The organism is Enterococcus sp. LJL90, assembly GCF_056924355.1.
This window is the reverse complement of the sequence record NZ_JBXPBQ010000002.1, coordinates 246,466-267,432: the sequence shown is the minus strand read 5'-3', so window position 1 is coordinate 267,432 and position 20,967 is coordinate 246,466. Positions and strand designations below refer to the sequence as shown.

Below are 20,967 nucleotides of genomic sequence, written 5' to 3'. Positions count from 1 at the left end.
AGTTGGAATGGATTCTCGTGTTTTTTATTTTTGCCACTTAAAAATAGGAGGAGAAACATGTCATTAGCAAAAACCCAAGCAACTTTAGAAACGTTGCGGAATGAAACATTGGCGAAGGTTGCAGCCGTAACTGATTTAAACAGTTTAAACCAGATTCGGGTAGAAATCTTAGGAAAAAAAGGCCCGATTACTGAGGTCTTAAGAGGGATGAAGGACTTATCCGCTGAAGATCGTCCGAAAATTGGTAGTTTTGCCAACGTTATTCGAGATGAAATTACCGCAGCAATTGAAGCTCGCAAAACTGCTTTAGAAGCTGATGCTTTAAATGAAGCGTTGGCAAAGGAAACTTTGGATGTCACCTTGCCAGGAGCGCAAGTCAAACAAGGTACTCGACATATCTTGACGCAAACGATGGAAGAGATTGAAGATATTTTCGTCGGCATGGGCTATCAAGTGGTAGAAGGCTTTGAAGTGGAGAGCGACCATTATAATTTTGAGCGGATGAATCTACCGAAAAATCATCCCGCTCGGGACATGCAGGATACTTTTTATATTTCTGATGAAATTTTAATTCGGACCCACACTTCGCCTGTCCAAGCACGAACGATGGAAAAACATGATTTTTCAAAAGGCGCTCTGCGGATGATTTCGCCGGGAAAAGTTTTTCGCCGTGATACCGATGATGCCACCCACAGTCATCAATTCCACCAAATTGAAGGCTTGGTTGTCGACAAAAACATTACGATGGGGGACTTAAAAGGCACCCTTGAAGTGGTGATGAAAAAAATGTTCGGTGCCGATCGCAAAATTCGCCTGCGACCAAGTTATTTTCCCTTTACCGAACCTTCTGTTGAAACAGATGTTTCTTGTTTCAAATGTGGCGGGGCTGGCTGTAATGTCTGCAAATATACCGGCTGGATTGAAATTTTAGGGGCCGGCATGGTCCATCCCGATGTACTGCAAATGTCCGGCATTGACCCAGAAGTTTATTCTGGTTTTGCCTTCGGCTTAGGACCAGATCGGGTTGCGATGCTGCGCTATGGCGTCAACGATATTCGCTATTTTTATCAAAACGACTTACGTTTCTTAGAACAATTCAAGGGGGAATAGACTAAATGTTAGTTTCATATAAATGGTTAGGGGAATATTTGGATTTAAGCAATATTTCCGCAAAGGATTTAGAAACGCAAATGTCATTAACCGGCATTGAAGTAGAAGGTGTGGAACTGCCGGCTGAGGGCTTGAAGAAAATTGTCGTCGGTGAGGTTAAAGAATGTATTCCACATCCTGATTCAGATCATCTTTCAATCTGCCAAGTCGATATTGGTGAAGCAGAATTATCGCAGATTGTCTGTGGGGCACCGAATGTTAAAGTCGGCATCAAAGTCATCGTGGCTTTACCAAACTCTCGGATTGCCGGCAATGTCAAAATTAAAAAGGGCAAGATGCGGGGCCAAGTTTCTAACGGCATGATTTGTTCTTTACAGGAGCTGGGCTATTCAGACAGCGTCATTCCTAAAGAATTCGCTGATGGCATTTATTATTTACCGCAAGATGCTGTTGTAGGTACTGAAGTCTTTTCTTACTTAGAGATGGATGATGCAATCATTGATTTATCGATTACACCTAACCGAGCAGATGCTCTAAGCATTCGTGGTGTTGCCTATGAAGTTGGCGCCATCTATCGTCAAACGCCAGTCTTTAATGATGAAGTTTTAGTCGAAGTGGCCGAAAAAGCCAGCGATAAAATTAAAGTTACCGTGGCAGATACAGCAGATGCACCTGCGTATCAGATTCGCGTAATTGAAAATGTCAAAATTGCCCCAAGTCCTCAATGGTTACAAAATCGTTTGATGAACGAAGGGATTCGACCAATTAATAATGTCGTGGATATCACCAATTATATTCTTTTATTATTTGGCCAACCGCTCCATGCCTTTGACTACAATAAATTGGGCAGCCAAGAAATTTTAGTGCGTCGAGCAGAACCAGCAGAAAAATTAACTACTTTAGACGACGTTGAAAGAAGTTTAACACCAGAAAATATTGTCATTACCAATGGCTCAAAACCTGTTGCCTTAGCTGGCGTAATGGGGGGCTTAGATTCAGAAATTGATCAAGCGACTACGACGGTTGCTCTAGAAGCTGCCATGTTTGATAGTGTCTCCATTCGCAAAACGTCTCAGCAATTTAATTTGCGCAGCGAATCTTCCACTCGTTTTGAAAAAGGGATTAATCAAGCAACGATTGCAGAGGCCTGTGATGTGGCAGCCGCAATGATTGCTAAATTAGCCGGCGGTCAAGTTTTAGCTGGTGCCGTAGAAGGTTCCGAAATTATTCCAGAGGATGCTTTAGTCGGTATTACTTTAGCTAAAATCAATCGGTCTTTAGGAACCGATTTAACCGAAGAGCAGGTCAATGAAATTTTAACAGCTTTAGGTTTTGGCTATGAAGTAGTTGAAGGGGATTACTCAATTACCATTCCGCCAAGACGCTGGGACATTACCATTGAAGCGGATATCATTGAAGAAGTTGCCAGAATTTATGGCTACGACAACTTACCATCCACCTTGCCGAGTGGAGAAACAGTTGCCGGCAGTCTGACTGCTGAACAGCGGGTGACTCGCCAAATTCGTGGCATTTTAGAAGGCAGTGGTCTGAGTGAAGCCATCAGTTACGCTTTAACAACGGCAGAAAAATCAGTTGAATTTACGGTTCAGCCAACGAAATTAACCCGTTTAGACTGGCCGATGAGTGAAGAGCGCTCAGTTCTGCGGCAAAATTTAATTAGCGGCTTACTGGATGATGTGGCGTATAACAGCGCCCGCAAAAATAGTAATGTTGCGCTGTATGAAATTGGCCGTGTCTTCTTCCAAGAACATGATCCATTAAAAGATTTACCTCAAGAAGTAAAACATCTGGGTCTGGCAATCAGCGGAAATTGGACGGATAAAGACTGGCAAACTGCGGGCCAAAAAGTTGATTTTTATCTGTTGAAGGGGATTGTTGAAACGCTTTTAGAGGAGCTAGGTTTAGCTGAACAAATTTCTTTTGTCCAAACGACTGCCATTAAGGAAATGCATCCCGGCAGAACAGCCGAGATTGTCTTGGATAATCAAGTTGTCGGGTTTATCGGCCAAGTCCATCCAGCAATCGCTAAGGCTTATGATATTAAAGAAACTTATGTTGCAGAACTTGATTTGCAGGCTCTATTGGCTGTTGAAAAGGCACCATTAGTTTATCAAGAAGTCTCAAAATATCCTTCCGTTAGTCGCGATATTGCACTGTTGGTTCCCGAGACAGTTGCTAGTGGCGATATTGTCGCAACGATTGGTGAATTTGGCGGTCGCTTCTTAAAAAATGTTGACCTATTCGATGTCTACCAAGGAGCGAATATTGAAGCCGGCAAGAAGTCGTTGGCCTACAGCTTGACCTTTGTCAATCACGAAGCGACGTTAACCGACGAAGAAATTAATGCAGCTATGGAAAAAATCACTAAAAACTTAATCGACCAATTTGCAGTCGAAATTCGCTAAAAAGAAATCTGTGAGTGTTAGAAATTCTGACACTCACAGATTTTTTTGGCTCTCGGCTAATTCTTTTTCAATCAAGAAAAGGGCTAGCTTTAAAGCTTTTATGCGCTCTTTTGACAACGTAATCTGCGCTTTAAGATTTTTTCCAGCTCGTTGCTTTTCCTCTAAAGAAAGCACCGCTTGCTCAATTTTATGAAGGGTCGAGGTTAGCGATTTTTTGGCCGCTTGATAATCAGTTAGTTGATAGTCCGTCATTTTTTCGGTATCCTTTCTTGTAGTAAAAATTTTAAGTAAGGGAGTTTTAGTATGCCGGAAAAAATGTCTGTTTACAATGCCCAAAAGCAAACAATGGAAAAATACCATCTACGGGATACCCCGATGGCGAAAGAGGAATATCGTTTTGTGGTGACAGTCTTGGTTTTTAATTCGGCGGGACAATTGCTAATTCAAAAGCGTGAAGAAAATAAATTTGCTTGGCCAAATTATTGGGATTTCACAGCTAGCGGGGCAGTTGACTTTGGCGAAGAAATTTATCAAGCGGCTGAACGGGAATTATTTGAAGAGCTGGGAATTACTGTCCAGCTTAAAAATGTAGCTAGCCGAATGACGTTTGCCTTTCACGAAGGTTGGGATGAGATTTATTTTATTACTAAAGATATCCCCCTTGAAGCACTTGTTTTACAAGAATCTGAAGTCATAGCTGCCCGTTGGGTTGATGAAGCCGAGTATCTGACACTCTTAGAAAGTGGCGCCTTTATTCCTTATATCTATGGTAAAAGCATTTTTGATTTCTATCGCAACACCGGTGAACATTTGGAAAAAAAAAAAAATCGAGGTGCCAGTATTTAACGTTTGATTAAATACTGGCACCTCAAAATATTTTTTTAGAAATAGGCAATGCCCATCGCTTTTTTCACTTCAGATAAGGTCGCTGCGGCAACTTTTTCAGCAGACTGGCTGCCCGCCTGTAAAATATTTAAAACCTCACCTAAGTCTTTTGCATATTCTTCTCGGCGAGTGCGAATCGGCGCTAGCTCTGCTTCTAAAACGTCGATCAAATAGCGTTTGATTTTGACATCTCCTAAACCGCCACGACGGTAATGTTCTTTCAATTCTGCAATTTTTTCTTTGTCTTGACCAAAAACATCTAAGTAGGTAAAGACCATGTTGCCTTCTACTTGTCCAGGATCTTCCACATGAATATGGTTAGGGTCAGTATACATGCTCATCACTTTCTTTTGGACAACATCTGCTGTATCGGCTAAGTAAATCCCATTGCCTAAAGATTTGCTCATCTTGCCGTTGCCGTCAATGCCCGGTAGGCGGCCCATATTTTTTGGCGGCAGCACAGCTTTAGGTTCAACTAGGACTTCACCATAAGTATTGTTAAAGCTGTGAACAATCTCTTGCGTTTGTTCCAGCATCGGTTTTTGATCTTCACCAACAGGCACTAGATTTGCTTTAAAAGCTGTGATATCCGCTGCCTGTGATACCGGATAAATAAAGAAGCCTGCCGGAACACTTTCGCCGAATTTTTTTTGTTCAATTTCCGCTTTAACAGTCGGGTTGCGCCGCACACGGCCAACGCTCACCAAATTTAAATAATACATGGTTAATTCCGAAAGTTCAGGAATTTGTGATTGGACAAAAATAGTTGTTTTGCTTGGATCTAAGCCAACTGCTAAATAATCCAAGGCGACCTCGGTTAAATTGGTCCGAATTTTCTCTGGATTTTTGGCATTATCCGTCAAGGCCTGCATATCCGCCACCATAATGAATAATTTATTCATCGGATCAGCCTGCATCTCAACTCGGGTTTTTAAAGAACCAACATAATGGCCTAAATGTAAACGACCAGTGGGGCGGTCGCCGGTTAAAATAATGTTTGTCATCGTGCACCTCATTTAATTCGTTAAAAAGTTTCCCCTTTATAGTACCTTTTTTTTTGCTAAACTACAAGATTATCAAGTCACTGGGGTAAAAAGTATGAAATAATATCGAATTTTTTTCTGAAAATGTGGCGATTTTTGAAAAAAAATTCAATTTTTCATGTTTTAAGTACTTTACAATTCCTTTCTCATTAGTTTATAATAAAACCTGCACATATTTTCATGTTAGATTTTTTAACAACAAACTAAACAAAGGAGCGAATCGCATGGCCATGATTGAATTTAAGAACGTTGAGAAATATTATGGGAAGTTTCACGCGTTGAAAAATATTAATTTAAGTTTTGAAAAAGGTGAAGTTGTGGTTGTCATTGGACCATCCGGCTCTGGTAAAAGTACCATGTTGCGTTGTATCAATGGCTTGGAAATGATTTCAGAAGGCGAGCTTTTAATTAACGATGTCAATCTTCATGACAAGTCCGTCAAGCTAACCGAAATTCGTAAAAATATTGGAATGGTCTTTCAGCATTTCAATTTGTATCCAAACAAGACGGTTTTGGAAAACATCACTTTGGCACCGATGAAGGTTTTAAAACAAGATCAGGCGACAGCTGAAAAAACAGCTGAAAAATTCTTGAAGCGGGTAGATATGCTGGATAAAAAAGATTCTTATCCTTCCATGCTTTCTGGTGGTCAACAGCAGCGGGTAGCTATTGCCCGTGGTTTAGCGATGAACCCAGAAATGCTTTTGTTTGATGAACCAACCTCAGCATTAGATCCGGAAATGATTGGTGACGTTTTGAACGTTATGAAAAAATTAGCTAAAGACGGCGAAGGGATGTCGATGATTGTCGTCACCCATGAAATGGGCTTCGCCAAAGAAGTGGCGGACCGGGTTATTTTTATGGCGGACGGACAAGTTTTAGAAGAAAGTCGCGATGTGGAAGATTTCTTTGCAAATCCTAAAGACGAACGGGCAAAACAGTTCATCAGTAAAGTAATCAATCATTAGGAGGTATTGTATGAAAAAAATAAAAAAATGGCTGCCTTTAGGTCTGCTTGCTGGCTTAGCCTTATTTTTAAGTGGCTGTGGCGCAAGCTCTGTGGCCAACCAGAATATCTTATCGGCTGCTGAAAGTGACAATGAAATTGTTTGGGGTGTCAAATACGATACCAATTTATTTGGACTTTATAATATTGCTGACAATCAGGTGGAAGGCTTTGATATTGATATCGCAAAAGCCTTGACCAAAGAAATTCTCGGCGATGATGGGCAAGCAACTTTTGTCGAAGTAACCTCCAAAACGCGGATTCCATTATTAAAAAACGGGAATATCGATGCGATTATTGCCACGATGACCATTACTGAAGAACGCCGGCAGCAGGTTGATTTTTCTGATGTGTATTTTAGCGCTGGTCAATCTTTATTAGTCAAAAATGGCAGCAGCATCTCAAGTATCGCCGATCTCAATTCTGATACGACGGTTCTAGTAGTAAAAGGTTCAACTTCCGCTGACAACATTCGGGAAGCTGCTCCTGAAGCCAATGTTTTAGAGCTGGAAAATTATTCAGAATGTTTTACAGCGCTGCAGGCTGGTCAAGGGGATGCCATGACCACTGATAATGCAATTTTACTCGGCTTGGCTCAAGAAAATCCTGATTATCAACTAGTTGGTGGAACTTTTACCGATGAGCCTTATGGGATTGCCATCAACAAAGGGCAAGAGGATTTTCTAAATGCCGTTGATGATGCTTTAGCTGATATGGTCGCCGATGGAACTTATGAAGAAATTTATTCAAAATGGTTCCCTGATAATGAGGATGGTAGTGTCGCTAGTTAATCAGTTGGCCAGCGAGTTTTAAAATTCAGCAATCTGTAGAGGAGGTAAAATATGTTAGAGCTTTTTCAAACATATAGTTCAAGCTTTTTTGAAGGGTTTAAATACACCTTATTATCCAGTATTCTTGCCTTGATTTTCAGCTTAATTATCGGAACGTTGATGGCGATTTTACAACTTTCCAACAACCGTTTAGTCAAAGGCTTAGCCAAAGCCTACGTGGAATTTTTTAGAAATATTCCCTTGTTAATTATTGCCATGTTCTTTTACGTGGTGGTGCCGTTATATTGGTTCACAGTAGATGGATTTACAGCCGGTACAATCGGGCTGACTCTTTATACCTCGGCTTTTATCGCCGAAACTATTCGTTCAGGGATTCAAACTGTACCAACCGGACAAATGGAGGCGGGCTTGTCATCTGGTTTGACTTACGTGCAGACGATGCGCTATATCGTCATGCCGCAAGCCTTTAAAATTGTTGTCCCACCATTAGGCAATCAGTTTATCAATCTAGTAAAAAATTCATCTATTTTAGCAATGGTAGCTGGCTTAGATATCATGTATCAAGGGGACTTAGTAGCCAGTGCGACCTTTGATACCTTTAACACTTATATCATCGTTGGTATTTTTTACTTGGTAATTACCTTGCCGCTATCTTATTTGATGAAATATTTAGAAAGACGCTGGGCAGTGACCGGCTAGAAAGGGGGAGACCACATGGCATTTTTTGAAGCATTTTCATGGATTAATATTCGCTTTTTATTGGACGGCCTATTAGTTACAGTCGAAGTCTCTCTGATTTCTATGGTACTGAGCTTGCTGATTGGCGGTATCACCGGCATTTTACGTTTTGCTGAGATTCCCTTTCTATCTAAAATATTAGGGGTCATCATCGATGTGATTCGGAATTTACCGTTGCTATTAATTATCTTCTTTACGTATTTTGCTTTACCGCAAATCGGCATTCAATTTGATATTTTTTGGTCAGCGGTTGCGGCATTGACTATTTTTGAATCTGCAATGCTCTCAGAGATTTTCCGGGCTGGTTTAAATGCGGTACCAAAAGGGCAAATGGAAGCCGGTCTTTCTACTGGCTTAACTTATCCGCAGACGATGTGGCAGATTATTTTGCCTCAGGCGATTAAATCAATGGTGCCAGCAATCGTTAGTCAGCTGATTTCTTTAATTAAAGATACTTCCTTGGCAATCATTATTTCACTGCCGGAAGTAACCCACAATGCTCGAATTATTTACGGGCAGGATTCCAGCTATGTTTTGCCGATGTATGTAGCCTTAACGGTTTTATACTTTATTATCTGTTACGCCCTTTCTTTATTGTCAAATTATTTAGAACGACGCAAATACAGTTATTAAAAAAAGTTTTCAGCAGCTTGTCATTTGACAGGCTGCTTTTTTGCGGAAAATATTTTTTAAAAAAATTTGTACTCTGTTTATTATAGAAGAAATTTGTTTGCTAGAAAAAGGGAATGCATAGAAGGCTTATTAAACTTTCCTAAGGGAGAGGAAAAAAACTTGAAAAAGTTGTCTAAAAAAGCGAGAATATATTGTATTGTTTTAATTTTAACTAGTAAAGGGATGGATTCTTTTGTTAAATCCAAAACCAATCGGCTTCATTGACTCTGGTGTTGGCGGCTTGACGGTCGCTAAAGAGGCCATGAAGCAATTGCCTTATGAAAATATTATTTATTTAGGGGACACGGCCCGCTGTCCTTATGGTCCGAGACCCGCAGAACAAGTTATTCAGTTTACTTGGGAGATGACCAATTTTTTATTGCAGAAGGATATCAAAATGCTGGTGATTGCCTGCAATACTGCGACTGCCGTTGCCTTAGAAGAAATCAAGGCCCAGCTTTCAATTCCTGTGGTGGGGGTAATTTTGCCGGGAACAAGGGCAGCGCTAAAATCCACCAGCAGTCAACGAATCGGAATTATCGGCACGCAGGGCACAATCAAAAGTGATTCTTATAAGCGGGCATTAAAAAATAAATCCCCACAGGTTTTTGTAGAAAGTTTGGCTTGCCCCAAGTTTGTGCCAATTGTGGAGAGTAATGAATATGCCTCTTCCGTTGCCAAAAAAATTGTCTCAGAAACCCTCATGCCGCTTCAAAAAAAAAGGCTAGACACCTTAATTTTAGGCTGTACTCACTATCCGTTGTTGCGGCCAGTTATTCAAAATGTTATGGGCAGCGGCGTGCATCTGATAGACTCAGGTGCGGAAACTGTCGGGGAGGTCAGCATGCTATTAGATTATTTTGACATCGCCAACGGACCAGAAAACCCCCAGCCGACAAAAGAATTTTATACGACTAGTTCTCCGCAATTATTTGATGCAATTGCTCAAGGCTGGTTGACAAATTATCAGGAAAAAGCGCAACATGCAAAATTAAATAGCAAATAATTTTTAGGAGGAACCTCATGCGCCATGACGGTAGAGCAGTGAATCAACTGCGCCCAGTACAAATTAAAACCAATGTCTACAAACATCCAGAAGGTTCAGTAGTTATTTCCTTTGGCGATACCGAAGTGATTTGCTCAGCTACTGTGGAAGAAAAGGTGCCACCCTTTTTAAAAGGGGCGGGCAGCGGTTGGGTAACTGCTGAATACTCAATGTTACCGAGAGCCACCAACACAAGAAATCGGCGGGAAGCCAATAAAGGCAAACTCAGCGGACGAACGATGGAAATCCAACGTTTGATTGCTCGTTCTTTACGGGCGGTGGTCGATTTAGAAAAGCTTGGTGAGCGCAGCATTGTTGTTGACTGTGATGTGGTGCAAGCTGACGGGGGAACTCGGACAGCCAGCATCACTGGGGCTTTCATTGCTTTGTCTTTGGCAATTACAAAATTAATTGTTAGAGGTGAGTTAAAAGAAAATCCCATCAAGGAACATCTGGCAGCTGTCAGTGTCGGTATTTTGCCAGACGGCAGCTGTGTGACCGATTTAGATTACATAGAGGACTCTGCTGCTAAAGTCGATATGAATCTGGTGATGACCGAAGCCGGTGAATTTGTTGAGATTCAAGGGACCGGTGAAGAAGCAACTTTTTCCGGTGAGGATTTGAATACCATGCTTTTTTACGGAAAGCAAGCGATTCAAGAATTAATTACTTTGCAAAAGGAAGCTCTCTTTACTGACCATCAAGGAGCCGCAGTTGATAAAACGATTGTGATTGCTACCAGGAATTCCGGCAAGGCCAAGGAATTTGCAAATTTATTTAGTCAAGCTGGCTATCAAATCAAAACTTTATTGGATTATCCTGAGCTGCCAGATGTCGCTGAAACCGGGCAAACTTTTGAAGAAAATGCCCGCTTAAAGGCGGAAACGATTGCCCAGATTTTGCAACAACCCGTGTTAGCCGATGATTCCGGCTTAAAGGTGGATGCTCTTGATGGAATGCCCGGCATTTATTCGGCTCGTTTTTCTGGACTGCAGGCAACCGATGCAGGAAACAACGCCAAATTATTGCATGAATTAACCGAAGTTCCAGATGAAAAACGGACGGCTCAATTTCATTGTACGCTGGTTTTCGCAGCGCCCTATAAAAAAAGTTTAGTCGTTGAAGCAGAGTGGCCCGGGGTAATCGGACGAATTCCTCGAGGAGAAAACGGCTTTGGTTACGATCCTTTATTTTATCTGCCGGAATACGATAAAACGGCAGCAGAATTATCTGATGAACAAAAAAATCAAGTCAGTCATCGGGGACAAGCGGTAGCCAAATTGGCAAAAATCTGGCAAAATTGGTTAGAGGAAACGGAATAATTATTAATGTGTGACAAGGAGAGGTTATGAAATATTTAGTAGTCAGCGACAACCACGGCGATCGTGATGTTTTAGTAGATTTAAAAAATCAATATGCAGGTAAAGTCGACTATTTTTTTCATTGCGGCGACTCCGAGTTAGCCCCGAATGATGAATTATGGCAAACTTTCTATGTAGTCAAGGGAAATTGTGACTTTGATCCGGAATTTCCGGACCGCCGGTTAGTCGATACCGGCGCTGACCGTGTCTACATGACCCACGGACATTTAAGCAATGTCCGCTTTGGCTTGAATCATTTAACCTATGAAGCTCAAGAAAATCAGGCGACGATTGCTCTGTTTGGTCACACCCATCAAATTGGCTGTGAGAAACATCAAGGCATTTTATTTTTAAATCCTGGTAGTATCTCACAACCCCGAGGACCGATTCAAATTCAGTCCTATGCGATTATTAAAAGCACGCCGACTCAAGATGAAGTCCAATATTATCGCCGCAATCATCAAATGGTACCGGATTTACACTTTGTTTTTAAAAAATAATTGCAGATTATTAACGTTTAATTCATATTTTTACGGTAAAGTCAACGTGATAGATTTGAAGGGAGCAGCAAAATGATTGGAGCAACTGTAAAAGATTTAATGCTAGAGGGTCAAGAGGATTTTATGATTCCAGCCGAGAATGTCGCAAATGTGATGTATATGAACCCCTTAACCCACGCTTTATTAGTCCTCTCACAGGTGAAATACAGCAAAATTCCGGTTTTGGGCAAAGGTGATCGCTTTGTCGGCTTAGTCAGCTTATCTGACATTGTTGAAAAAATGTTAGACCTAAATGCCATCAACGTGGAAACACTTGAGCAATGCACGGTGGCGGATGTGATGGAGGTTGGCGTTCCCGTCGTCCAAGAAAATTGGGATTTAGAGGATGTGCTGCATTTATTAGTAGACGCCTCTTTTTTACCGGTGGTGGATGAAGAACGAATTTTCAAGGGGATTATCACCCGAAAAGAAATTTTAAAAGCCGTCAATCGGACGCTGCATTTGATGGAAAAACGCAATGTTTTGGTTCCTCGGACAGAAGAAACTGCGACCAAAGTAATTTAAGGCGCAGCTACGAAATAAATTGGCTTTTAGCGGCGAGTTTGATATGCTAGAACAGTATCAATCAAGAGGAGGATGTTTAGTTGGACGCTTATGAAATTATAAAATATATTGGTGATGCGAAGAAAAAAACACCAGTAAAAGTTACCTTGAAAGGCCGTTTGAAGGAGCTGGAATTTCCCGAAACGATTCAAGCTTTTGCCAGCTGTAAAATGGGAACATTATTTGGTGAATGGTCAGATATTAAACCGTTTTTAGATGAACATGCAGATGCCATTGATGACTTTGTTGTGGAAAATGATGCCCGCAATTCAGCCATTCCTTTATTGGATTTAAAAGAAATTAATGCTCGGATTGAACCAGGTGCCTTTATTCGCGATCAAGTGGAAATCGGCGACAATGCGGTGATCATGATGGGGGCTGTTATTAATATCGGTGCTGTCATCGGTGCAGGAACAATGATTGATATGGGAGCGATTCTTGGCGGTCGCGCAACTGTCGGCAAAAATTGCCACATCGGAGCGGGAGCTGTCTTAGCTGGGGTCATTGAACCACCTTCAGCTGATCCAGTTGTAATTGAAGACAATGTTTTAGTTGGTGCTAATGCCGTTATTTTAGAAGGCATTCGAGTCGGTGCAGGAGCTGTTGTAGCCGCTGGCGCTATTGTGGTTGACGATGTTGCACCAAACACAGTTGTCGCTGGAATTCCAGCCCGCAAAATTAAAGACATTGATGAGAAAACTAAAGGCAAGACAAACATGATGGAAGAATTACGCAAACTATAATTTATTTAACAAAGATAAATCTGAAATGGCCGACGACTAAAGGCCTTTCAGATTTTTTTGAAAGAAGGATAAAACATGGCAGCAACTTATACCCAAGATGAATTGATTGCTTTACGCCGCAGCCTCCACCAAATTCCAGAAATTGGCTTAGAGGAAGTTAAAACCCACGAATTTTTAATGCAGATGATTCAGGCAAATATGAAAGATTTTATCGAAGTCAAGGAATGGCAGACGGGAATTCTCGTTAAAATTAACGGAACTGCGCCGACCAAAACAATCGGCTGGCGAACTGACATTGATGGTCTGCCGATTACCGAAGAAGTTCTCTCAGACTTTCAATCAACTCATCCCGGACAAATGCACGCCTGTGGCCATGATTTTCACATGACAATCGCTTTAGGTCTTTTGCGGGCCTTAAGCGAGACACAACCGAAAAATAATTATCTGTTGTTGTTTCAACCAGCAGAAGAAAACGAAGCTGGCGGTATGATTATGTATGAGGGTGGCGCTTTTGATGATGGCTTTATGCCAGATGAAATTTATGCCCTCCATGTTTCGCCAGAACTGCCGGTGGGAACCATCGGCACTCGTGTGGGGACATTGTTTGCCGGCACCTGTGAAGTCGAAGTCAATTTAACAGGTAAGGGCGGGCACGCTGCTTTTCCTCATCAAGCCAACGATATGATAATTGCCGGCATGGAGTATATTCAACAGGCTCAGACTGTGGTCAGTCGCAGCGTAGATCCAATTCAAGGCGCTGTTGTTACCTTTGGTACCTTTTATGCTGGTACCGCCCGCAATGTGATTGCCGGTCAAGCACAAGCGGCCGGTACAATTCGCACGTTAACCCAAGAAATGAATGAATTAACGCAACGGCGAATGCAGGAAATCGGCGTCGGCATTGCCGCCTCCTTCCAGTGTGAAGTCGAAGTCATTTTGGATCAAAAAGGCTATTTGCCGGTTGTGAATCATCAAAAGGAAACGGAACATTTTATTGAGTTTATGGAAGCTCAAGCCGATGTTGAGTTGAAAATTATGCAACCAGCGATGACGGGAGAAGATTTTGGTTATCTGTTAGATAAAATTCCTGGCACGATGTTTTGGCTAGGAGTGGATTCTGAATTTGGTTTACATCATCCAAAATTTCAACCGCAGGAGTCAGCCTTAAGCTTTGCTGTTGACCGGGTCAGTCGCTTTTTGAAATCATTGGATAAATAAAAAAGCTGTGATGTTTAAAAACAAAAGCTTGCTAAAAAAATTTACTCAGCAGGCTTTGTTTAAAACATTCACAGCTTTTTTTGTGGTTTAAACTGTTACGATAGGGGTGCTGGGAATTGTAAAACCAGCATCGGTTAATTCTTTGACATAGGTTGTTAAAAAATCTTCTTTGATAATGGCCTGTAAGCCATTCAACACATACATGGTGGTTCGAATCGCAAAATTGCCATTGCCTAAATCAACTAAACCAAAAATAGAGGGGCCATTTTGAATATCATCATGATATTTATTAGCCAGCTCTTGATTAACTTTTTCAATAATCAAATTGATTTGGTCTAAATCTTCATCTTGTTTAATCCGCACATCGACTTGAACCAGCATGTTGGAGCGGGAAAGGTTGCTGATGGTGGTAATGTTTCGGTTAGGAATAAAATGCAGCGTGCCGTCAATTGATTTGACCTGAATACTGCGAATTCCGATATTCGTGACGGTGCCTTCGATACTCAAATTCGTCAATTTAATATAATTGCCAACATCCATCTGCTTTTCTAAAATAATAAAAAAGCCGGTGATAATATCATTCATAAAGCCCTGAGCACCCAGTCCAATCGCCACACCGGCAATCCCGGCACCAGCCAAAAGGGAGCCCACAGGAATGCCAATTGTCGACAGCAGGGAATAGAGGAAGAAAAAGACTAAAATATATGAATACGTATTTCCTAACAGCGTATGGATGGTTTTTAAGCGGCTTTCGCTGAGGCTCGCTTTTTTAGCGTAACCTTTATACAAATGATTAATCACTGCCCGACCAATTTTTGCCAAAAGTAAAAATAAGACGATAATAAAAAGAATATACAAGGTTTTCTCAATAATCGTTAACGTAATCTGATCCCAATCGATGGAATTCCAAAAGCGTTGCAGCGCATTTAATTTTTGCGTGGCCTCTTGGGCAATATCAACGGAGGAAGATTCTGTTGTTGCAGTAGCTAGCACAAGTTGTTCCAAGTCATAAGGACCTCCTTTTTTATTCGACAAACCCAAGTTTAGCAGTAAAAAGTCAAAAAGAAAACTTGTTTTCTGCAAGTTTTCTTTTCCTTTACCCTTTATTAACTTAATAACGCTTGTCTAAGGCATATTTTGCAATATGAACGGACAAATCACTGCAGCGTTCTAAATTAGAACTGATGTCGATAAATAAGACGCCGTCAGACGGTCGGCCTTGGCCGGTGGTCATCAATTGAATGTATTTAGCCCGTAATTCTTCCACCATCAAGTTAACTTGTTCTTCCCGGTCCATCATTTCATGGGCCAGCTGCTCGTCGTCTTCGTGTAAAAGACTCAGTGCAGAGGATAGATTTTTTTTGACAGTTGCAAAGAGGGTGAAGATATCTTGGTCTTGTAAAATTAAATCATTGCGCAGGTCAGTTTTTTTCTGACGTTTATCTTTATTTCGCTGCTTCTTCTCAATCGTTGCCGCATCTTCCAGCAGCTCAATAATATTTTTGCTGTGATCGCCAACCCGTTCCATGTCCTTAGCAATTTCTAAGAGCATCGTCTGATCGTGACTTTCTTTAATTGTCAATTCAACTGTGGCTAGCTTTGCCAAATAGAGAGTCAGCTCAGTATCTAAATGGTTGATGGCATCCTCATATTGAAGTAAATCCTGTTGCTGTTCAGGATTTTGCTGTTGGTAGTAGGTCTCAGCAGCTTGAAAGGCGGCTAAGACATAGTCCCCCATATTTTGTAATTCAATGCGAGCCTGCTCAATGGCAAGGCTCGGTGCCGTATAAATTAAATTTTCTGCTAATTGAATCGGGTGAATATCGAGATTTTTTTCTTTGCCGGGGATAATTTTTTGGACAAGGGTGGCAATTTGATTAATAAACCAAATTTGCAAACATAGATTGGCCAGATTAAACATCCCATGGGCAACAGCAATCTGCATGGCAGGGTTTAGACCAAAAATATCTGTAATTCTAATCAAGATACTAGTAAAAGGTCCCAGCAATAAAGTAAAAATAATTGCCCCAACTAAATTGAAAATTACGTGAGAAGCTGCTGTTCGTTTTGCAGCGATGCTGGTTCCAATCGCTGCTAAGATTGCCGTGATAGTCGTGCCGATATTATCGCCAAATAAAATTGGCAAGGCTGCCTGTAAACTCAAACTGTTTTGCGTATATAGTTGTTGCAAAATTCCAATTGTCGCACTGGAGCTTTGCAAAATCATGGTCAGCAGTGTTCCAATGCCGACGCCTAAGATTGGATGGTGAGAAACATTAATCATTAATTCTTCAAATTGTGGCAAATCCTTCAAGGGTTCCATCGCATCCCCCATCAATGTCAAGCCAAAAAATAAACAGCCGAAGCCAAATAAAATTTGACCAGCATTATGTAACACTTCGCGCTTGGTAAAGAATAAAAGCAAGGCGCCAATCCCAATGATTGGCAGCGAATAGGCGCTCAAGTTGAAGCCGATGATAAAAGCGGTCACCGTTGTGCCGACATTGGCTCCCATAATGACACCAATCGCTTGTTTTAAACTCATAAAGCCGGCGCTAACTAGCCCGACAGTTAAAACAGTAGTTCCGGAGCTGCTTTGAATTAAACCGGTTACAATAATTCCCGCTAAGACAGCCCGCAATGGCGTCGAGGTGAAACGATTTAACACTTCCTTTAACCGGTCACCGGCGGCCTTTTGCAGACCATCTCCCATATATTTAATTCCAAAAAGAAAAATTCCTAAACCACCTAAAAAGGTAAAGAGCATTTCTTGAAACGACATTGGTTCACCTCCGCGTTTTTTTCCATTGTAAGCATACTCAAAAAGGCCGGATATGTAAATAGTCTCACAAATAAAAAAAGAAAAATGAAAATATGATGACAAAGTTTTCCTCGAATGTTAATATGATAATACAGTTTTTAGAAAAAGAGGTTATGTGTATGGTAAACATCGATTGGAACAACTTAGGCTTTGATTATATTAAGACGCCTTTTCGCTATATTTCAACATGGAAAGACGGCAGCTGGGACGAAGGCCATTTAACAGAAGACAATACGCTGCATATTAGTGAGTCATCGACAGCTTTGCATTACGGTCAACAATGTTTTGAAGGCTTGAAAGCCTATCGCCGAAAAGATGGCGGAATTAATTTATTTCGTCCGGACGAAAATGCTAAACGAATTCAAAGAAGTGCTCGCCGCTTATTGATGCCGGAAATTCCCGTAGACAAATTTATTAATGCTGTCAAAGATGTCGTTAAAGCCAATGCCGAATACGTGCCACCTTTTGAAAGTGGCGGAACCTTATATCTACGGCCTTTATTAATTGGTGTCGGTGATACCATCGGTGTAAAACCTGCTCCTGAATATATTTTTACCGTCTTTTGCATGCCGGTTGGTCCGTATTTTAAAGGCGGACTGACTCCGACAAACTTTTATGTTTCAGATTACGATCGAGCGGCTCCCCACGGCACTGGCGCTGCTAAGGTCGGCGGAAATTACGCCTCTAGTTTAATGCCTGGAGAAGAAGCCCATGCGAAGAAATTCTCCGATTGTATTTATTTAGATCCAGCTACTCATACTAAAGTTGAAGAGGTTGGTTCGGCAAACTTCTTTGGAATTACCAAAGACAACACCTTTGTGACACCAGTTTCTCCTTCAATTTTACCAAGTATCACAAAATATTCACTGTTGTATTTAGCTGAAAATCATTTAGGATTGAAGGCCGAAGAGCGGGACGTTTTTGTTGATAATTTACAAGAATTTGCTGAAGCCGGTGCCTGTGGAACAGCCGCCGTGATTTCACCCATCGGCGGAATTCAAAATGGTGAGGACTTCCACGTGTTTTATAGTGAAAGCGAAGTCGGACCAGTGACTAAAAAATTATACGAAGAGTTAACCGGTATTCAATTTGGCGAAGTCAAAGCGCCTGAAGGTTGGATTTATACCGTCGAAGTATAATCTAAAAAATTTTTTATGAAAAAGAATCCTTAAAGTCAGGCTCAACACGCTGACTTTTAAGGATTTTTCAATTTACGGCAAAGGTTTAGCTAACGACTATTGTAATTTCAGATCATTAAAGTATCATTGAATTAGGTATTGTTAAAAAAATGCTAGCAGGAGTTTAAATTGCTGTTATACAAAAGATTTGAGTAGCCATAAGGAGAAATTGTATGAAAGAAAAAGAATATTACGCTGTTGTCGCCATGGAGGAGGCAGCTGAGGTCCAACAGGCTTTGGCAAAAGCGCTACGCTTTGGTTATCAGGATACGCATCCAGCTCGAGGCTCACAAACAAATGCCAGTGAAATCCTAACAGAATTTTATCAATTGGCCGCAATGGTTGAGAAATTACAGGATTTGGCAGTTTTGCCGCAACTAAATGAGTCGGAAATCACCGCTATCAAACAAAATAAAATGGCCAAAGTAAAGCATTACTTAAATTATTCTCAGGAACAAGGATTAATTGAGCCATCTTAAGGAGCAGATATGAAAAAAATTGTTAAAGGTATGCGAAACAATGAAATCGTTTTCTCTGATGGGCTATCTGATTTAATCTTAGCAGAATTAGAAAAAACATATCACATCAGCTTTCCGGAGGTTTTAAAGGACTTTTATCAGCTGGGAGTGCCAAGACAAGCGGGATTTATTCAGTGGCAGGATACTAGTCGGGAGAATCGTGAAATTGTCGAGGAACTGATTGCCCGCCCAGAACTACTCACTAGAAGACTCATTGCCAATTATCCAGATGAAATTATTTGGAATCAGCGAGCGTGGGGGAGTCAGCCTGAAACTTTATTAGAACAACAGCAAATCCTTTATCAAGAGTTGGAAAAAGCGCCAAAACTCTTGCCTTTTTACAGCACTTTTTATTTACCAGAGAGTTCAGAAGAAAATCTGCCAGTCATTCAAGTAGCAGGTGGTGAAATTAGCATCGAAGAAAATTTTATTGATTTTCTTGAACTACACTTCACAAGTTCAAAAGAGCCTTCTCAGAAGGGGAAAAGCAAAGCTGCTGAGGTTACTTTTTGGTCTGATTTTAAATTAAAGGCTGAGGAAGTGGGGAGATAATAAGTAGAGTTGAAAAATTTACAAAAATTCCCGTGATGTAGGATAGTTTTAATTATTTGAATCAATAAATGTAAAAGGCTAAACTTGATTGAAAATTTTTTGCCTTTGATAGTATTCCTTCAATTAAAAGGTAAGGGCACAGTTTTTTTATTACGAACTAGTTTTAATTCGGGTAAGAATCAAACATTCGCCTATCTAAGTTCAGAAAAACGATATAAAAAAATCCCTCAAAAATGAGGGATTTAATGTTTTACGTTAAATGAACACCTTTATCAACATAAACAATGTCGCCAATACAACCAGAAGCTAAGGGGCTGATTAAAAAGGCACAGGCATTGCCGACTTCTTCAATCGTCACACCAACTTTATCAGGAGTGCGATCTTCAGATAACTGAATCAATTTTTGATAATCTTTAACGCCAGTCACAGCTAAAGTTTTAATGGCCCCGGCGGAAACGCCGTTAACCCGTACGCCTTTTGGTGCTAACTCGGCCGCTAAATAGCGAATACCAGCTTCTAAAGCCGCTTTAGCGATGCCCATCATATTGTAATTAGGAATCGCCCGAACAGCCCCTAAATAAGACAAGCTGACAATCCCGCTGTTTTCATTTAATAAAGGCAGTGCCCGTTTCGTCACGGCAATTAGAGAAAAGCTGCTGATGTCTTGAGCTAGTGCGTAGCCGTCACGACTGATATCAGTGACATCTCCAGAAAGTTCTTCTTTTTTGGCAAAGGCAATTGCGTGTAAAATTCCGTCAATTTTGCCGACTTTGTTTTCAATTTCCGTAAAGGCTTGATCAATGCTCTCATCGCTGGCCACATCACATTCCACTAATAAAGGCTCTTCACCGACTAAGCGTTCCAAAGGCTTTTTCATGCGTTCATTTTGATACGTATAAATAATTTCAGCACCTTGGGCAATCATCGCACTAGCCGCACCCCATGCGATACTTCTTTTGTTGGCAACTCCCATCACCAAGATTTTTTTTCCTTTTAAAAATGTCATTTTAATTGCGCTCCTTCATTTCATTTAGAAAACTTTTGGCTTTTTCAACCAAGAAAAATAATAGATAATTGTAGAAATAAAAAAAGAATAAGTTCAAAATAGGTTTCCTCTACGAATAACTATTATTAGATAAAATGTTTTGATTGTCAAACTATTTTTTTGAAATTTAAAAAATTATTGCGAAATCAACTATTCTATGATACTTTGAATATCAAAGTATTTAATAAAACTAAATACCACAATGAAATTCAGAAAGAGGTCGATAATTTTGACACCTGTATTAACTGCTGTAGAAGTGATGGAAATTATTCCCAATCGCTATCCCATTTACTATATTGATTACGTTGACGAACTTGAACCCGGCAAACGCATTTTAGCTACTAAAAATGTTACGATTAACGAAGAATTTTTTAATGGTCATTTCCCGGGAAATCCGGTAATGCCAGGCGTTTTAATTTTAGAAGCCTTGGCACAAGCTGGCTCTGTTTTAATTTTAAAAACCGAGGAATTTATCGGTAAAACGGCTTATATCGGTGGCATTGATAAGGCCAAATTCCGCCAGAAAGTAGTTCCAGGAAATGTTTTAAAATTAGAATTTATTATCACGAAAGTCAAAGGGCAAGTCGGAACCGCCGATGCTAATGCCTATGTGGATGGCAAAAAAGTTGCGGAGTGCCAATTTACCTTTATCGTTGGTCAAGAAGCCCAGCAAAAATAATTCCTTAAATTTTTACCAAGAAAAAAAGATTAC

The 20,967-nt window shown here is 40.7% G+C and carries 22 protein-coding genes; 17 read left to right on the top strand and 5 right to left on the bottom strand.

The features are described 5' to 3' along the window. Nucleotides 1-57: 57 nt before the first annotated feature. Together pheS and pheT are read left to right on the top strand one after the other, a co-directional pair. On the top strand, nucleotides 58-1,110 hold the full coding sequence (gene pheS / locus AC1Z3S_RS06165) for a phenylalanine--tRNA ligase subunit alpha (RefSeq protein WP_461739616.1): 1,053 nt from the start codon (nucleotides 58-60) through the stop codon (nucleotides 1,108-1,110). A gap of 5 nt (nucleotides 1,111-1,115) precedes the next feature. Further along, entirely contained in the window at nucleotides 1,116-3,536 is a 2,421-nt protein-coding gene (pheT, locus tag AC1Z3S_RS06160; protein ID WP_461739615.1) for a phenylalanine--tRNA ligase subunit beta, read from the top strand. A 33-nt stretch (nucleotides 3,537-3,569) separates the two neighbouring features. Here the strand turns inward: pheT and AC1Z3S_RS06155 are convergent, their stop codons facing one another. After that, entirely contained in the window at nucleotides 3,570-3,788 is a 219-nt protein-coding gene (locus AC1Z3S_RS06155) for a hypothetical protein (protein ID WP_461739614.1), read from the bottom strand. Nucleotides 3,789-3,839: 51 nt separating this feature from the next. Between AC1Z3S_RS06155 and AC1Z3S_RS06150 the strand changes: the two genes are divergently transcribed. After that, complete coding sequence (locus tag AC1Z3S_RS06150; protein ID WP_461739613.1) at nucleotides 3,840-4,382, top strand: NUDIX hydrolase; 543 nt, start codon at nucleotides 3,840-3,842, stop codon at nucleotides 4,380-4,382. A 35-nt stretch (nucleotides 4,383-4,417) separates the two neighbouring features. On the opposite strand, the gene trpS is transcribed toward AC1Z3S_RS06150, so the two are convergent. Beyond that, a complete protein-coding gene (gene trpS, locus AC1Z3S_RS06145) occupies nucleotides 4,418-5,425 on the bottom strand; it encodes a tryptophan--tRNA ligase (RefSeq protein ID WP_461737679.1) in 1,008 nt (335 codons plus the stop codon). Between the two features lie 263 nt (nucleotides 5,426-5,688). On the opposite strand from trpS, the gene AC1Z3S_RS06140 reads away from it, so the two are divergent. From AC1Z3S_RS06140 to AC1Z3S_RS06095, 10 genes are all read left to right on the top strand, one after another. Beyond that, nucleotides 5,689-6,432, top strand: a complete 744-nt coding sequence (locus AC1Z3S_RS06140; RefSeq protein ID WP_461739612.1) for an amino acid ABC transporter ATP-binding protein — start codon at nucleotides 5,689-5,691, stop codon at nucleotides 6,430-6,432. Nucleotides 6,433-6,442: 10 nt separating this feature from the next. Beyond that, the gene (locus AC1Z3S_RS06135) at nucleotides 6,443-7,261 is read left to right on the top strand and encodes a transporter substrate-binding domain-containing protein (protein ID WP_461739611.1); all 819 of its coding nucleotides are present in this window, start codon (nucleotides 6,443-6,445) and stop codon (nucleotides 7,259-7,261) included. Nucleotides 7,262-7,312: 51 nt separating this feature from the next. Next, nucleotides 7,313-7,960, top strand: a complete 648-nt coding sequence (locus AC1Z3S_RS06130; RefSeq protein WP_265457334.1) for an amino acid ABC transporter permease — start codon at nucleotides 7,313-7,315, stop codon at nucleotides 7,958-7,960. Nucleotides 7,961-7,975: 15 nt separating this feature from the next. Next, a complete protein-coding gene (locus tag AC1Z3S_RS06125) occupies nucleotides 7,976-8,632 on the top strand; it encodes an amino acid ABC transporter permease (protein ID WP_461737682.1) in 657 nt (218 codons plus the stop codon). 232 nt (nucleotides 8,633-8,864) lie between these two features. Next, nucleotides 8,865-9,677 carry a glutamate racemase gene (gene racE / locus AC1Z3S_RS06120; RefSeq protein WP_461739610.1) on the top strand — a complete coding sequence of 271 codons (813 nt, stop codon included), beginning with the start codon at nucleotides 8,865-8,867 and terminating at the stop codon, nucleotides 9,675-9,677. Between the two features lie 17 nt (nucleotides 9,678-9,694). Next, on the top strand, nucleotides 9,695-11,038 hold the full coding sequence (gene rph, locus AC1Z3S_RS06115; RefSeq protein WP_461739609.1) for a ribonuclease PH: 1,344 nt from the start codon (nucleotides 9,695-9,697) through the stop codon (nucleotides 11,036-11,038). Between the two features lie 26 nt (nucleotides 11,039-11,064). Further along, entirely contained in the window at nucleotides 11,065-11,577 is a 513-nt protein-coding gene (locus AC1Z3S_RS06110; RefSeq protein WP_461739608.1) for a metallophosphoesterase, read from the top strand. Between the two features lie 72 nt (nucleotides 11,578-11,649). After that, nucleotides 11,650-12,141: a cyclic-di-AMP-binding protein CbpB gene (cbpB, locus tag AC1Z3S_RS06105; protein ID WP_461737686.1), complete on the top strand. Its 492-nt coding sequence runs from the start codon at nucleotides 11,650-11,652 to the stop codon at nucleotides 12,139-12,141. An 80-nt stretch (nucleotides 12,142-12,221) separates the two neighbouring features. Beyond that, nucleotides 12,222-12,923: a 2,3,4,5-tetrahydropyridine-2,6-dicarboxylate N-acetyltransferase gene (gene dapD / locus AC1Z3S_RS06100; RefSeq protein WP_461737687.1), complete on the top strand. Its 702-nt coding sequence runs from the start codon at nucleotides 12,222-12,224 to the stop codon at nucleotides 12,921-12,923. 75 nt (nucleotides 12,924-12,998) lie between these two features. Next, on the top strand, nucleotides 12,999-14,141 hold the full coding sequence (locus AC1Z3S_RS06095; protein WP_461737688.1) for an N-acetyldiaminopimelate deacetylase: 1,143 nt from the start codon (nucleotides 12,999-13,001) through the stop codon (nucleotides 14,139-14,141). Between the two features lie 87 nt (nucleotides 14,142-14,228). On the opposite strand, the gene AC1Z3S_RS06090 is transcribed toward AC1Z3S_RS06095, so the two are convergent. Both AC1Z3S_RS06090 and AC1Z3S_RS06085 read right to left on the bottom strand, forming a co-directional pair. Then, nucleotides 14,229-15,146, bottom strand: coding sequence for a mechanosensitive ion channel family protein (locus tag AC1Z3S_RS06090; protein ID WP_461737689.1), 918 nt, complete (start codon nucleotides 15,144-15,146; stop codon nucleotides 14,229-14,231). Between the two features lie 106 nt (nucleotides 15,147-15,252). Next, a complete protein-coding gene (locus tag AC1Z3S_RS06085; RefSeq protein ID WP_461739607.1) occupies nucleotides 15,253-16,923 on the bottom strand; it encodes a Na/Pi cotransporter family protein in 1,671 nt (556 codons plus the stop codon). A gap of 158 nt (nucleotides 16,924-17,081) precedes the next feature. On the opposite strand from AC1Z3S_RS06085, the gene AC1Z3S_RS06080 reads away from it, so the two are divergent. The 3 genes from AC1Z3S_RS06080 (at nucleotide 17,082) to AC1Z3S_RS06070 (ending at nucleotide 19,210) form a co-directional block, all read left to right on the top strand. Next, entirely contained in the window at nucleotides 17,082-18,101 is a 1,020-nt protein-coding gene (locus AC1Z3S_RS06080; protein WP_461737690.1) for a branched-chain amino acid aminotransferase, read from the top strand. A 212-nt stretch (nucleotides 18,102-18,313) separates the two neighbouring features. Continuing rightward, on the top strand, nucleotides 18,314-18,619 hold the full coding sequence (locus tag AC1Z3S_RS06075) for a hypothetical protein (RefSeq protein WP_461737691.1): 306 nt from the start codon (nucleotides 18,314-18,316) through the stop codon (nucleotides 18,617-18,619). 9 nt (nucleotides 18,620-18,628) lie between these two features. Next, nucleotides 18,629-19,210, top strand: coding sequence for a hypothetical protein (locus tag AC1Z3S_RS06070; protein WP_461737692.1), 582 nt, complete (start codon nucleotides 18,629-18,631; stop codon nucleotides 19,208-19,210). Between the two features lie 250 nt (nucleotides 19,211-19,460). On the opposite strand, the gene fabI is transcribed toward AC1Z3S_RS06070, so the two are convergent. Continuing rightward, nucleotides 19,461-20,216, bottom strand: coding sequence for an enoyl-ACP reductase FabI (gene fabI / locus AC1Z3S_RS06065; RefSeq protein ID WP_461737693.1), 756 nt, complete (start codon nucleotides 20,214-20,216; stop codon nucleotides 19,461-19,463). A 268-nt stretch (nucleotides 20,217-20,484) separates the two neighbouring features. Between fabI and fabZ the strand changes: the two genes are divergently transcribed. Further along, nucleotides 20,485-20,934 (top strand): 3-hydroxyacyl-ACP dehydratase FabZ, encoded by a 450-nt coding sequence (gene fabZ, locus AC1Z3S_RS06060; RefSeq protein ID WP_461739606.1) that lies wholly within the window; start codon nucleotides 20,485-20,487, stop codon nucleotides 20,932-20,934. Nucleotides 20,935-20,967: the final 33 nt, after the last annotated feature.